Origin of the sequence: Alkalihalophilus pseudofirmus (genome assembly GCF_029094545.1) — a bacterium.
In the GTDB taxonomy this organism is placed as follows: Bacteria; Bacillota; Bacilli; order Bacillales; family Bacillaceae_D; genus Alkalihalophilus; species Alkalihalophilus pseudofirmus.
This window is the reverse complement of record NZ_CP117835.1, coordinates 1,373,749-1,385,006: the sequence shown is the minus strand read 5'-3', so window position 1 is coordinate 1,385,006 and position 11,258 is coordinate 1,373,749. Positions and strand designations below refer to the sequence as shown.

General features: G+C 39.7%; 17 protein-coding genes. 6 read left to right on the top strand and 11 right to left on the bottom strand.

Annotation, left to right across the window (positions count from 1 at the left end; all coding sequences use genetic code 11):
* Window positions 1-19 precede the first annotated feature (19 nt).
* On the top strand, window positions 20-736 hold the full coding sequence (locus PQ478_RS07180; protein WP_075683532.1) for a DUF421 domain-containing protein: 717 nt from the start codon (window positions 20-22) through the stop codon (window positions 734-736).
* Here PQ478_RS07180 and PQ478_RS07175 read toward each other — a convergent pair.
* From PQ478_RS07175 to PQ478_RS07145, 7 genes are all read right to left on the bottom strand, one after another.
* Window positions 733-1,590, bottom strand: a complete 858-nt coding sequence (locus tag PQ478_RS07175) for a DUF421 domain-containing protein (protein WP_289236294.1) — start codon at window positions 1,588-1,590, stop codon at window positions 733-735. The genes PQ478_RS07180 and PQ478_RS07175 overlap by 4 nt on opposite strands.
* Before the next feature lie 11 nt (window positions 1,591-1,601).
* Window positions 1,602-1,808, bottom strand: coding sequence for a DUF1657 domain-containing protein (locus PQ478_RS07170; protein WP_012958413.1), 207 nt, complete (start codon window positions 1,806-1,808; stop codon window positions 1,602-1,604).
* Window positions 1,809-1,818: 10 nt separating this feature from the next.
* Window positions 1,819-2,169, bottom strand: coding sequence for a stage V sporulation protein AE (spoVAE, locus tag PQ478_RS07165; RefSeq protein ID WP_012958412.1), 351 nt, complete (start codon window positions 2,167-2,169; stop codon window positions 1,819-1,821).
* A gap of 1 nt (window position 2,170) precedes the next feature.
* Window positions 2,171-3,181, bottom strand: coding sequence for a stage V sporulation protein AD (gene spoVAD / locus PQ478_RS07160; protein WP_289236293.1), 1,011 nt, complete (start codon window positions 3,179-3,181; stop codon window positions 2,171-2,173).
* 1 nt (window position 3,182) lies between these two features.
* A complete protein-coding gene (spoVAC, locus tag PQ478_RS07155) occupies window positions 3,183-3,662 on the bottom strand; it encodes a stage V sporulation protein AC (protein ID WP_012958410.1) in 480 nt (159 codons plus the stop codon).
* An 11-nt stretch (window positions 3,663-3,673) separates the two neighbouring features.
* On the bottom strand, window positions 3,674-4,099 hold the full coding sequence (locus PQ478_RS07150) for a hypothetical protein (protein ID WP_289236292.1): 426 nt from the start codon (window positions 4,097-4,099) through the stop codon (window positions 3,674-3,676).
* 90 nt (window positions 4,100-4,189) lie between these two features.
* On the bottom strand, window positions 4,190-4,393 hold the full coding sequence (locus PQ478_RS07145) for a DUF1657 domain-containing protein (protein ID WP_012958408.1): 204 nt from the start codon (window positions 4,391-4,393) through the stop codon (window positions 4,190-4,192).
* 101 nt (window positions 4,394-4,494) lie between these two features.
* On the opposite strand from PQ478_RS07145, the gene PQ478_RS07140 reads away from it, so the two are divergent.
* From PQ478_RS07140 to PQ478_RS07125, 4 genes are all read left to right on the top strand, one after another.
* Entirely contained in the window at window positions 4,495-4,824 is a 330-nt protein-coding gene (locus PQ478_RS07140) for a hypothetical protein (protein WP_289236291.1), read from the top strand.
* Window positions 4,800-5,021: a hypothetical protein gene (locus PQ478_RS07135; RefSeq protein WP_289236290.1), complete on the top strand. Its 222-nt coding sequence runs from the start codon at window positions 4,800-4,802 to the stop codon at window positions 5,019-5,021. The genes PQ478_RS07140 and PQ478_RS07135 overlap by 25 nt, the downstream gene beginning before the upstream one ends.
* A gap of 121 nt (window positions 5,022-5,142) precedes the next feature.
* Window positions 5,143-5,844 carry a DUF421 domain-containing protein gene (locus PQ478_RS07130; RefSeq protein ID WP_289236289.1) on the top strand — a complete coding sequence of 234 codons (702 nt, stop codon included), beginning with the start codon at window positions 5,143-5,145 and terminating at the stop codon, window positions 5,842-5,844.
* Window positions 5,841-7,424: an alkaline phosphatase family protein gene (locus tag PQ478_RS07125; RefSeq protein ID WP_289236288.1), complete on the top strand. Its 1,584-nt coding sequence runs from the start codon at window positions 5,841-5,843 to the stop codon at window positions 7,422-7,424. Before PQ478_RS07130 ends, PQ478_RS07125 begins: the two co-directional genes overlap by 4 nt.
* A 254-nt stretch (window positions 7,425-7,678) precedes the next feature.
* On the opposite strand, the gene PQ478_RS07120 is transcribed toward PQ478_RS07125, so the two are convergent.
* From PQ478_RS07120 to PQ478_RS07110, 3 genes are all read right to left on the bottom strand, one after another.
* Entirely contained in the window at window positions 7,679-8,557 is an 879-nt protein-coding gene (locus PQ478_RS07120) for a superoxide dismutase (protein ID WP_289236287.1), read from the bottom strand.
* 116 nt (window positions 8,558-8,673) lie between these two features.
* Complete coding sequence (gene scpB / locus PQ478_RS07115) at window positions 8,674-9,252, bottom strand: SMC-Scp complex subunit ScpB (protein WP_012958403.1); 579 nt, start codon at window positions 9,250-9,252, stop codon at window positions 8,674-8,676.
* The gene (locus PQ478_RS07110; protein ID WP_289236949.1) at window positions 9,252-10,013 is read right to left on the bottom strand and encodes a segregation/condensation protein A; all 762 of its coding nucleotides are present in this window, start codon (window positions 10,011-10,013) and stop codon (window positions 9,252-9,254) included. Before PQ478_RS07110 ends, scpB begins: the two co-directional genes overlap by 1 nt.
* Before the next feature lie 229 nt (window positions 10,014-10,242).
* Here PQ478_RS07110 and PQ478_RS07105 point away from each other — a divergent pair, with 229 nt between their 5' ends.
* Complete coding sequence (locus PQ478_RS07105) at window positions 10,243-10,770, top strand: DUF309 domain-containing protein (RefSeq protein WP_289236286.1); 528 nt, start codon at window positions 10,243-10,245, stop codon at window positions 10,768-10,770.
* A gap of 27 nt (window positions 10,771-10,797) precedes the next feature.
* Here PQ478_RS07105 and PQ478_RS07100 read toward each other — a convergent pair whose 3' ends face one another.
* Window positions 10,798-11,148, bottom strand: a complete 351-nt coding sequence (locus PQ478_RS07100; protein ID WP_289236285.1) for a GNAT family N-acetyltransferase — start codon at window positions 11,146-11,148, stop codon at window positions 10,798-10,800.
* Window positions 11,149-11,258: the final 110 nt, after the last annotated feature.

Here is an 11,258-nt window from a genome sequence, read left to right as displayed (position 1 = left end):
TTGTGAGAGGAGAAAAAAGATGATTTTTCAAGAACTCGCGCTTGTAACCGGGCGGATATTCACCATTCTCCCCCTCTTATTATTTATGACCTTAACGATGGGGAAACGTTCCATCGGGCAAGTACCTATATTTGACTTTTTAGTTATTGTGACACTTGCGTCTGTAACCGGTGCGGATATTGCAGATCCTACAGTGAGTCATATTCATACTGCCTATGCAATCATTGCCATTGCTTTGTTTCAAAAAGTTGTAGCATTAAAAGTGATAAGAAACCGCCCATTTGGTAAGTGGATTACATTTGAGCCGACCGTCGTTGTAAAAGATGGGAAAATGTTAGTCGATAATGTGGCTTCGATCCGTTATTCCATTGATAATGTCTTACAGATGCTTAGGCAAAAAGATGTGTTTGATATTGGAGATGTGAAATTGGCTATTATAGAAGCAAACGGGGATATCAGTGTACAACGGAAACCAAATAAAGCTGTGCCAAGCATTGAAGATCTTGGAATTAAAAAGAAATATTCTGGAATTTCTTATCCCATTGTTATTGAAGGTGAGTTTCGTGAGGAAGTGATTGAAGAGCTCGGTATGAATAAAGAATCACTCCTTCGCCGCTTAGAGAAGATGGGAGTGATTCGAATCGATACTATTTTTTTATGCACGATAAATGATGAAGGGGACCTGCAATTAGCTTATTCGCGTAAAGACGAAGAACATGAATTAATTCAGCATTAAGAAGTGTATGGTTTCAAATCATTTATCAACTCAGTTACTTCTTTTTCACACCATTCATAGCGCTCTCTAGAACGCATATTTTCCGTATCTAGCGCAAATAACGAGAGATCTGCTTGCACTTTTTTTAAGCTTGCAGAAAGCAAAGCTAGCTCAGTCGGTTGTGGTACGGTTAATTGATCATCAAATAAATCAACTGTTAACTGCCCGTCTTTATCAACTTGAGCTAGAAACACATTTTCGACTGAAACATCGATTTTACTCAATTCCGTCTCCAGCCATTCGCGGTTAAGACCTCTTGTTGCTAAAGGTTCATCCAAAATCTCTCCGTCTTTAATGACGGTTTCTGGCTGTTTTGTTTGTGCAACCTTTATTTGCAAGGCACTTGGTGAGATCGGCTGCTTATCTGATTTTAATAATACATTTAACTCTCCATTAGATTCTAACACCGCAAACTCTACATCAGCCGTTTGAAATACATCTTTTGAGCGTAATCTTCTTAATAGTTCATCACTTGTTACATGTTGTTTTGTCATATTATCTTCAAGAATTTTCCCATCTTTAATCAATGGAATTCCTCTTCCGTAAATAAATGTACGGACCTTTGCGCTTTTTTCAACAGCATAAGCTAATCCGATTGCCAAAAGCCCCCATACAAAAAGTGCAGTAAGAACTAATCCAATCGGTGATTGAAGAGAAAAAGCTCCAATGGCACCAATCACGCTCATGCCAGCTACTATGCCATATTCAAATGCTGAGCATTCACCAATAGGCTTCCGGATAAAGCCTTTGAAAAAGGCAAACAGAATAATGATGATGCCTATACTTCTTGCGACAACTTCTACCCAGCCTGGCATTTTATCCCTCCTTAATTCCCTTTATATTGCGGCTCTTCCCGCTCTAAAAACATGACCTGCTGCTCCATTTCTTGAATGATGGTTCTTGTTTTGAGAGAAGCTTGATGATACACTTTCTCTGCTTCTTCGTCTGATGATTGCAAGGCTAATTTGGTTAAGGTAGCGTCAATCCCCTTAAGCGAAAATAGAGTGCCTTTTACTTGTGCAGCTACTGACATACTAAATCACCTACCCTTTAGGTTTAAAAACGAGTGATGCGAGGAATCCAAAAATGATGGCTGCAGAGATACCGGCACTTGTCACTTCAAATATTCCTGTTATCACACCGATTAATCCATTTTGTTCAGCTTCAGCCATCGCACCGTGTACTAAGGCATTCCCAAAGCTTGTTATAGGAACTGTGGCACCAGCTCCGGCAAAATCAATTAAAGGCTCATAGAGACCAAACCCATCTAAAACTGCCCCTGTCACAACAAGAGTACTCATGGTGTGTGCCGGAGTCAGCTTCCCTACATCCATTAACAACTGTCCAACCACACATATAATACCGCCAACAATAAAGGCCCAAATAAAGATCATATTACATTCCCCCCGCTTCAATTGAGACTGCATGTGCGATACAAGGGATCGTTTCCTTTTGTTGAAACGATAACGGGGAAAGAAGTGCTCCAGTTGCCACTATTAACATTCGCTTAATTTCGCCTCGTTTCATTCTGTTAAGTAAATGCCCGTACGTTACTGAAGCAGAACACCCCGGTCCGCTTGCTCCGGCAAGAACCGGCTGTCCTTCTCGATAAATCATTAACCCACAATCTTGGAACACACCATCCCCTAGTGCGATGCCTCTCTCTTCAAGCATTTCTTTTGCAATAGGCAATCCAATCTTTCCTAAGTCACCTGTTGCTATAAGATCATAATGATCATGTGGCAGTTCCAAATCACGAAAATGTGATTCAATCGTATCAACAGCTGCCGGAGCCATAGCACCGCCCATATTAAATGGATCTGACAAACCCATATCAATAACCTTGCCAATCGTAGCCGAAGTAACGTGGGGACCTGAACCTTCTTTTGAAACAATGGCAGCGCCCGAAGCGGTAACAGTCCATTGAGCAGTTGGCGGTTTTTGTCCGCCATACTCGGTAGGATAACGGAATTGCTTTTCGGTTGCTGCATTATGACTCGTTGCTGCTGTCACTACATGATTTGCCCCGTCCCCATTCACTAGAAACGCAGCTAGTGCAAGCCCTTCCATTGATGTTGAACACGCTCCAAACATGCCTAGGTAAGGAATACAAAGCATACGGCAGGCAAAACTTGATGGGGTTAATTGATTAAGCAGATCTCCTGCCAGCATAAATTGAATATCACCATTTGTTAGCTCTGCTTTTTCAATGGCCCTGGTTACGGATTCTTCTAGAAGGACACGTTGTGCTTTCTCGTAAGAATCCTGCCCTAACCAAAGGTCTTCATGGAGGAGGTCAAAGTCGTTAGATAGCAAACCATTTGCTTCAAACGGACCTCCAACAACACCAGTTGAGGTAATCACTGGCTTATTTTCAAACACCCAAGACTGATGTCCCTTTAACATCTCACAGCCCTCCCCACTGAAGCAGCACGGTTTTTATAATTGCAATAATGAAAGCTGCAACCGTCCCAAATACGATAACTGAGCCAGCCAGCTTAAACATATTGCCGCCCACCCCAAGAACGTACCCCTCAGTCCTATGTTCAATTGCAGCAGATGCAACCGAGTTAGCAAAGCCTGTTACAGGTACTGCTGTACCAGCTCCTGCAAATTGAGCGAATCTGTCATACACCCCAAAACCTGTTAGTAAGACGGCGATAAAAATTAACGTGGCTACGGTTGGATTGCCTGCTGTGCGCTCAGTAAAATCAAAAAAGGTATAATACATCGTTTGTACGCCTTGTCCAAAAAAACAAATTAATCCACCAATAAAGAAAGCTCGAATACAGTTTTTAAGAACCGGGCGCTTCAATTCGTGCTTTTGGGCAAGACGTTGATAAGCCTGCTGTGTCGGCGTCACATTTTTCATTTTACTGCTTGACATAAGCTACCCTCCTAACCCTTCATTTTTTCTTCTAGATCTTTTAGTTTGGCGTCATATCTCTTTTTACTTATAGTGCGTTGCTTCAATTCTTTCTCAAGCTTGCCAAGTTCAATAAAAATCTTTTTATCTGTAGATACGTGAACTGTGTATTCTGGAAAACGCTTTTTTACGTTCTCATGACCTCGTTCTCTAATATCATTCAAATGAAAACGATCTAATTGCTTCACACGAGGGGCCAGATATATATCCTTTTCAGTGGATACACCAACTACTTCTAATATCTCTTCCATAGATAAGAGAATCTGTTTGGACTCATCTGCTTCATGTTGAGAAACAATGGCTTCTTCACCTACTTGTAGAGGCTTAATTGTCTGTGCCCTTTGACCGCATCCGCTTGCTATAAGAAGAAAAATACATATAATTAATATTCGTTTCATTTATATCACCTCATCTTCTGATAAAATACATGATGTAAGAGCTAAGCAATCTTCATTACTTAGCTCAAAACTTTTCGAGGCTGCCAAATCTTACTGTTTGTATTGAGGCTCTTCTTGTTCAATTTCTTGCAAACGAGGGTTTAACCCGTCAACAATTCCTTGTGTTTGTGTAGCAAGCTGCTGAAATAATTGCTTCGCTTGCTGATTATCTGTTTCAAGAGCAAATGTTTCAAGGCTTGCTTGTGCACTTTTTAATCCAGAAATCGTCTGTTTCATTTTGTTAGCAACAGTCATTATGTCACTCCCTTTCTCTTTAACATCACTTTTAGGATGAAATAATTTACGTCATCTTATTAGATACAATTTCTGTAAACTTTTTTAGTTAGGAGTTTTTTATGAAAATGATCCTATTCTTCCTCTGTCTTATGACTATTTTACATACCGCACTGCTCATCTATCTCTTTAATAGACAGCAGAAGCACATTCACCTGAGTAAACAAATGTATGATTTGATTTTAGCTACAACACAACAAGCGGAATTAAAGCAACATGCAGAACTGATTGAAGAACAACGTACTCATGTTATTCTTCTTTGCTTTAAAATACGTGAATCCGTTTCTAAACAAACAACTAGTCTGCACCCATTGCAGATCGAACTCACTCCGCTCAGGCACGGCCTTACTGATGAAGAGTTAGCAAAATGTTTGATTCAGAACAAGCATTAAGTGTGAGCACACTTTTTAGTAACTATAGAGAGTATGTAGAGACATACTGGGTAGGAAATGATCAATCGATTAAGAAGATTTTTAGGGGGAATCCTGATGATCCAACCTCTGAACTCGGAACTTTGCACGTTGCTTCTACTCAGCTTCTCCATCAGATAGATCAACTACTCATTACCATCCAGAGTGCGAAAGAATAGTACCTTTCCATACCATTTTTTGAAGCTGCCCTAAAAACTGGGCAGCTTCTGTTTTTCCTTGTGATAAAAAATATCATTCTGATCACACTAGAAAGGATTACATCTGAGAAGGAGAAGCGCTGTGCATACAAACTTCCTATCGCTAACTACCGAGCTTTTAGTCGGTTTCTTTGCGTTATTAATATTAACTAAAGTGTTAGGCAAAAATCAGATTACACAGCTGACTCCATTTGATTTCATCTCAGCATTAGTACTTGGGGAGCTGGTTGGTAATGCGATTTATGACAAGGAGATCGGCTTGCAGTATGTTCTTTACGCCATCTTTTTTTGGGGGACTTTAATTTATTTTATTGAGATGCTCACACAAAAATTTAGAGGAACGCGATCATACTTAGAAGGAACCCCCGCACTAATCATTGCAAATGGAAAAATTCAATATGAAGAATTAAGAAAAAATAAGCTTGACCTAAATCAGCTGCAACATCTTTTAAGAGAGAAAAGTGTGTTTTCTATACGTGAAGTTCAATATGGTGTGCTTGAAACGAATGGGTCGGTCAGCGTATTAAAAAAGCAGCAGTTTGACACACCTATCAATAAAGACTTAAATATCCCCGCTAAAACTGTTTCGCTGCCTATCCTTTTAATATTAGATGGGGAATTAATTACAGAAAGCTTACAGCAGCTGAATATGAGTGAAAAGTGGTTAAAAGAAGAACTATTAAGAAGAGGAATCCCAGAGATTAAAGCTGTTATGTATGCAGAATGGCTTGACGGCGAAGGGTTTGAGATACAAACGTATGATAGAAAGAAGGGATCAAAATGAGAGCATCGATCGTAATTCTCCTAATGATTAGTCTCCTCTGTTCAGGCTGTGGCGGTAAAGAAGAGGAGAAAAGCGGCGCTTCGATCCAATCAAGTGACCATCCCTCAAAAAAAATAATGGTAATTATGGTGGATTCTATGACATCTGATTTAATTAACCTTGGGATAGAAGAAGGAAGAACTCCAGCAATTGCTTTTTTAAAGGAACATGGGAAAGTATTTGATGACTTCATTTCTCCGTTCCCTTCTATGTCAGTGGTCATTGAAAGCTCATTGATTACAGGGGTTGGTCCAGAGGAGCACCATGTCCCGGGACTAATTTGGTTTAACAAAGATGAGAACAGATTGGTTGATTATGGGTCAACGATCCCTCGTACCTTTAAGCTCGGCACAAAACAAATACTTGAAGATGGATTAAAACATTTAAACAATACACATTTGAACCAAGAGCTACCGACGATCTATGATGAAGCTAAGAATAAGGGATTGACAACTGGTTCTGTTAACATGCTGCTTTACAAAGGGCCAATACAACATACCTTATCGATCCCCCCTTTAGTAAAACACGCCATCCATACTCCCTCATCGATTACTACAAAAGGTCCTGATTTATTAGCATTTGGGCAGCTCGCTAAGCCTGATGCGATAAAAAATAAAAACTTGCCAGACCATATGTATGAGCAGTATGGAATTAATGATCAATATTCTACTGAAGTCATTCAAACTCTTATTCAATCTGGACAGCAGCCTGATTTTTTAATGACATTTCTTCCTGATTTTGATAAGGAAGCACATATCCATGGTCCACATGACCTTGAAGGATTTGCTAAAGCTGACTATCACCTGCAGACAATACTGAACAGTTATCCAAGTTGGGAAGAAGCTATAGATGATACCATTTTTATTTTGTTAGGTGATCACAGCCAAGTAGCTTTAAAGGATAAAGGGGAGCATACAGCAATCGAGCTTGAAGCGTTGCTTGAGCCTTATTCTATTGCGAATCTCTTAGATGAACCAACGGATGGTGATCTCATTCTTGCAAACAATCACCGAATGGCCTATATACATCTTGCTACTAAAAATCTAACTAAACAAGACATTATTGACCTGCTTTATGATGAACGGATTGATCAGCTGGCATGGGCAGATGGAGAAGAAATCATTGTAAAACAAGCAGAAAGTGATGCGTGGCTTTCTTATAAGAAAAATGGAGATCTGCGTGATCAATATAATCAAACGTGGGACATCACTGGGGATTTATCCGTACTTGATCTAAGTATAGATAAGAACTCTAATTCACTCGATTACGGAAAATATCCGGATGCTCTTGAACAACTGTATTCGGCCCTGAAAAGTCAAGCAGGTTCTTTAATTATTACAGCCAAGCCAGGTTATACTTTAAAGACAGAGGGAGCCCCTGTTCATTATGATGGAGGAGAGCATGGAGGGCTCCATGAAGACGATACTAAGGCAGCTCTTATTGTAACGGGAACGGACATTTATCCAGACAGACATAGAATCCGAGACCTGAAACATTATTTCCTGCAGTTGTTAAACCAAAAGGAGTCCTTGGTTGAATAAAATAGTCGAGTGATAAGAAAAAAGAATTGAACAAATAAGAGACTGGGTCTTTTAAAGCCCAGTCTCTTAATGGCTGACCACGCACACACTGAAATAGTCGCCCCTGCCAATAGTGGCTGCTTTCCGCTGGAGCGGAGACTGTGCTGTAACCCATGTTTCAGGTACTCTTAGTTAAAAAAGCTTTGAAGCTATAACTAAATCACTTCGCTATAAATTAGTTAAGCTATACCTAGACGCTTTTTGCCTGTCAATTTTTAAAATGGCTCCCATCTCACTTGTTTGGCTGTTGCAAACCGATCTTCGACAGCCGGCCAGTTCACGACGTTCCACCAATTTTCGATATATGGCTTCCTTTCATTTTTATACTGCAGGTAATATGCATGCTCCCATACATCTAAGACAAGCAGAGGAATTTGATCTTGCTGAGAAAGGTTTTGATGCTTTTCCGCTTGCAGGATTTCTAGACGATGAGATCTTGGCGACCAAACTAATATGGCCCACCCTCCTCCTTCAACCGCGTTTGCAGCTTCTGAAAAATGTTTTTTCATCTGCTCAAATGAACCAAAATCATGATTGATTCGCTCTAACAGTTCTCCACTTGGCTCTCCGCCGCCATCAGGATTCATAATTTCCCAAAAAATCGAATGAAGGTAATGACCTGATCCGTGAAAAGCAGCTTCCCTTTCCCAATATTTAATCAGAGAGAAATCACCTGTTTCTCTGGCCCCTTGCATGGCATTTTCAGCTTTATTTAGACCGTCTACATAGCTTTGATGATGTTTATCATGATGCAGCCGCATAATTTCTTCTGCAATATATGGCTCTAGTGCATTATAAGCATACGGCAATGGAGGGAGTGTATGGCCGCCAATTGGAACCGCGCGTACTCCCCCGTCATATCTCTTATCACTAAACATCTTTTGCCAAGCGTCATAGACTTCCCATGCCTCATTTTCATAGTCAGCGGAATCTCTTAGCTGTTGTTCTTCCATTGAGTTTAATAATGACGTTAAGGAGCTTACAAAAGATACTGTTTTCTGTTTCCCAACCTGACTTTCAATGAATTCCCCTTGTTCATTCCAAAGCTGCTTTATGTCCTCAGCCCATTCATACAGCCGGTCATTATATCCCATATGCCGCCCCCCTAAATTTTTACTCATCGTTAAAGCGTATGACTAGAGAATGTCCATGTGAACTTGACCATATAAAAAAGGTATGTCTCACTTAAAAGTCAGACATACCTTTATCACTAAAGCCCTTCTTCCATATTCTTAAAGAACAGATCAGCCTCATCTTCGATTGGATCATCTTCAATATCCTCAGGCAGCGGCGGAAGCTCATCTAAATGCTTTAACCCAAAATGGTCAAGAAATTGAGGGGTTGTCCCATATAATATAGGTCGCCCCGTTCCTGCAACTCTTCCCACTTCCTTAATTAATAATTTTGAAGTAAGCGATTGAAGTGCTCGTTCAGACTTCACACCACGAATCTCATCTATTTCAGCACGTGTGATAGGCTGTTTATAAGCAACAATGGCTAACGTTTCTAGCGCTGCTTGTGAAAGCCCTGAATGCAGCGGCGACGTAGCTAGTTTCTTAATAAAAGGTGCATGATCTGCCCGTGTTTGAAAACGGAATGAACCACCAACCTCTACAATCTGTAACCCGCGCACAGTGTCTTCCATTGATGCCTGCAGGTCACTCATCACATCTTTTACAGTGTCAACTTCAACTTCAATCACTTCTGCAAGCTGTTCATACGTCATTCCCTCATCACCAGCTACAAATAATAAGCCCTCGACAATAGCCTTCATTTCATTTTTAGTCATTATAGATTTCCTCCTCCCTGCTTAAAGATTGTAATATCTGCAAAATTCCCTTCCTGCTCACAACGAATCGTTTTTGTTTTCATTAATTCTAATACAGCTAGAAATGTCACAACCATATGACTTTTTTCAGGTACGGTAAACAATTCATGAAATGAACAAGATTTGGTTGGAAGCTCCGTTAGATAGGAAACGACCTCATTCATTCGATCTTCAATTGAATACTCCTGGGATCTAATCGTTGTCGTACGTGGTGCTTTTAATGATTTTCGTTTCATTAACTTTTGATAAGCTGCGAGCATATCAAATAATGAAACCCCAGAAATAGCTACTTCACGACGATCATTTTCACTAATTAACGGCTCTAGATCTTCTGGCGGTCTAGTATGTACAAGGCTGCGCTTTTCTTCTTTTTCCTTAAGTTCCGTTGCGGCTTCTTTATACTTACGATACTCAATTAATCGATTCATTAATTCATCTCTTGGATCTTCCTCATCTTCAATCATTAATTCTTCATCAAACAACTCCTCTTGCTTAGGTAGGAGCGTTTTACTTTTAATTACTAGAAGAGTTGCTGCCATAACCAAATATTCGCTAGCAATATCAAGATGAAGCTCTTGCATAGCATGAACATAACTCATATATTGGTCCGTAATTGGTGCTACCGGAATATCATAAATATCAACCTCTGCTTGATTAATTAAATGAAGCAGAAGATCAAGAGGCCCTTCAAAGGTATCAAGCTTTACATTATAAGGATTTATTTCATAAGGATTTACTTCATTTGAATTCAATTCACATTCACCACTAGCCTTGATTTTTTTGCGCTAGATGAGATTATACCATACTTCGAAACACTCTGTAACAGGCAATAGATATAGGGTTAGAGAAGGTCGCTAAGAAACTTGGTAATACGGTTAGCTTACAAACCACATGTGTTCCTGATAAAATAGAAAATATAGTAGATGGAGTGTTGCTCAAAGGAGTTTTTTTATGTATTCAAACGCCTATTTAGAGTTTCTGATTGAATTTCATGCCACGCGTGATTATTTTGAATGCCATGAAATTTTAGAAGAACATTGGAAAGAAGACCCTGCTGGTAAGAGAAAACTACACTGGGTTGGGTTAATACAGCTAGCAGTTGCCTTATATCATGAGCGGAGAGGAAATGTGACAGGTGCAAAACGGATGTACCGCAGTGCTCTTAGAATTATTGAAGCAGAGAAGAAGTCAATAGAACAGCTTGGTATAGATACCAGCCAATTACAACAACTTATTTTAGAGAGAACCTTGCAAGCTGGCAGTACATTTACTGATTTTATGATCCCTATAAATGATAAGAAACTGCTAGCGGCATGCGAAAAGCTCGCTTACGAGAGGAAAGTGATATGGGGATCGTCAAGCGCGTTAGATTCGGAGCAGCTTATCCACAAACATAAGCTAAGAGATCGCAGCCCTGTTATAAAAGAACGTGAACGAAGGTTAAGTGAGAACCAATTGATGAAACATGAAAAAAAGTAGACAAATCATCTGTCTACTTTTTTCGTGTTAATTCGTTTTTTCTTCACAGTTTAAAAGAAAGTCTTTTGTTTCTTTTGATGGTTTAAGATCTGCATTCAATCTTTCTTTTAAAGCGTGTATTATATTCGTTCCTAAGCCCTCTTCACGATAAGAAGGATTGACGCTGAGGTGGTGTAAAATGGCTTCATCTCCATCCATTTCAAGACCAGCTATCCCTACAATATCATCGTCTACCTTCCAAAAAAATAATTTCCATGTTTCATTCGTTTCATAAAGCTCGATCGTTTTAATAAGTTTCTTTACATCCTTCTCTTTTGGCATATACGATAGTAAGCCCATCGCTATTTTCTTATGAGATGTTTTGTATGGTATGAGCATGATTTCTCCTCTTCCTATGAACCTAATGTAACGTATCCGCTTTCACCCCATACATTTTACCATATTCATACACATTTTGCGTCTTTAATTCATATACTAAAGGCAATTTA

Coding starts and splice junctions, on each gene's coding strand:
- PQ478_RS07170 (WP_012958413.1), bottom strand. CDS start 1,808: ATGTCAGTAGCTGCACAAGTAAAAGGCACTCTATTTTCGCTTAAGGGG.
- PQ478_RS07105 (WP_289236286.1), top strand. CDS start 10,243: ATGTATTCAAACGCCTATTTAGAGTTTCTGATTGAATTTCATGCCACG.
- PQ478_RS07150 (WP_289236292.1), bottom strand. CDS start 4,099: ATGAAACGAATATTAATTATATGTATTTTTCTTCTTATAGCAAGCGGA.
- spoVAD (WP_289236293.1), bottom strand. CDS start 3,181: ATGTTAAAGGGACATCAGTCTTGGGTGTTTGAAAATAAGCCAGTGATT.
- scpB (WP_012958403.1), bottom strand. CDS start 9,252: ATGACTAAAAATGAAATGAAGGCTATTGTCGAGGGCTTATTATTTGTA.
- PQ478_RS07180 (WP_075683532.1), top strand. CDS start 20: ATGATTTTTCAAGAACTCGCGCTTGTAACCGGGCGGATATTCACCATT.
- PQ478_RS07120 (WP_289236287.1), bottom strand. CDS start 8,557: ATGGGATATAATGACCGGCTGTATGAATGGGCTGAGGACATAAAGCAG.
- PQ478_RS07175 (WP_289236294.1), bottom strand. CDS start 1,590: ATGCCAGGCTGGGTAGAAGTTGTCGCAAGAAGTATAGGCATCATCATT.
- spoVAC (WP_012958410.1), bottom strand. CDS start 3,662: ATGTCAAGCAGTAAAATGAAAAATGTGACGCCGACACAGCAGGCTTAT.
- PQ478_RS07125 (WP_289236288.1), top strand. CDS start 5,841: ATGAGAGCATCGATCGTAATTCTCCTAATGATTAGTCTCCTCTGTTCA.
- PQ478_RS07145 (WP_012958408.1), bottom strand. CDS start 4,393: ATGACTGTTGCTAACAAAATGAAACAGACGATTTCTGGATTAAAAAGT.
- PQ478_RS07135 (WP_289236290.1), top strand. CDS start 4,800: ATGTTTGATTCAGAACAAGCATTAAGTGTGAGCACACTTTTTAGTAAC.
- spoVAE (WP_012958412.1), bottom strand. CDS start 2,169: ATGATCTTTATTTGGGCCTTTATTGTTGGCGGTATTATATGTGTGGTT.
- PQ478_RS07100 (WP_289236285.1), bottom strand. CDS start 11,148: ATGCTCATACCATACAAAACATCTCATAAGAAAATAGCGATGGGCTTA.
- PQ478_RS07140 (WP_289236291.1), top strand. CDS start 4,495: ATGAAAATGATCCTATTCTTCCTCTGTCTTATGACTATTTTACATACC.